This is a genomic window from Corallococcus sp. 4LFB (assembly GCF_046520365.1).
Taxonomy (GTDB): Bacteria; Myxococcota; Myxococcia; order Myxococcales; family Myxococcaceae; genus Corallococcus; species Corallococcus caeni.
This window is the reverse complement of sequence record NZ_JBKGHJ010001062.1, coordinates 1-1,072: the sequence shown is the minus strand read 5'-3', so window position 1 is coordinate 1,072 and position 1,072 is coordinate 1. Positions and strand designations below refer to the sequence as shown.

1 protein-coding gene is annotated in these 1,072 nt (G+C 70.5%); it reads left to right on the top strand.

The window, feature by feature from the left end; all coding sequences use genetic code 11:
• A partial coding sequence (locus ACLEQD_RS44040; protein ID WP_410391884.1) for an AMP-binding protein occupies nucleotides 1–1,072 on the top strand: 1,072 nt, incomplete at both ends.

Here is a 1,072-nt window from a genome sequence, read left to right as displayed (position 1 = left end):
TGGTGGAGCTCAACGCCACCGCCACGCCCTACCCGCTGGAGCGCTCCCTCCCCGCCCTCTTCCTCGCCCAGGCCGCGCGCACGCCAGACGCCACCGCCCTCTTCACCTCGCAGACGCAGCTCTCCTTCCGCACCCTCTCCGAGCGCGTCTGCCGCCTCGCCCACCACCTGCACCTCCTGGGCGTCGGCCCCGAAGTCACCGTCGGCGTCTTCCTCCAGCGCTCCGACGAGCTCGTCACCAGCCTCCTCGCCATCCTCTGCGCCGGTGGCGCCTACGTCCCCCTCGACCCCGCCTACCCCTCCGAGCGTCTGGCCCTCATGCTCGAGGACTCTCGCGCCTCCCTCGTCCTCTCCCACTCCACGCTTCGCGACAGCCTGCCCGCGGGCGCTCACCGTGCGCTGTGCCTCGACGAGGTGGCGGACGAAGTCGCCTCGCGGCCTTCCTCTCCTCCGCCCCTGCGCCTCTTCCCGGAGAACCTCGCCTACCTCATCTACACCTCGGGCTCCACGGGTCGCCCCAAGGCTGTCGCCATCAGCCACCGCAGCGCTGCCGCCATGCTCTTCTGGGCCCGCGACTGCTTCTCCCCCGAGGAGCGCTCCGGGGTGCTCGCCAGCACCTCCGTCTGCTTCGACCTCTCCGTCTTCGAGCTCTTCGTCCCCCTCTGCTTCGGCGGCAGCGTCGTCCTCGCCGACAACGCCCTCCAGCTTCCATCCCACCCCGCCGCCTCTCACGTCACCCTCCTCAACACCGTCCCCTCCGCCCTCTCCGAGTTGCTTCGCGGCTCGGGCCTTCCCCCTTCCGTCCTCACCGTCAACCTCGCGGGCGAGCCGCTTCCTCGCGCCCTGGTGTCTCGCGCCTTCCAGGTGCCCACCCTCCAGCGCCTCTTCAACCTCTACGGTCCTTCCGAGGACACCACCTATTCCACCTGGGCCCTCCTCGATGCCGACGCCACGGGCACGCCTCCCATTGGTCGCGCCATCGCCAACTCCCAGGTGTACCTGCTGGACCGCTTCGGCCAGCCCACGCCTTTCGGTGTCCCGGGCGAAGTCTTCCTCGGCGGTGAAGGCCTGGC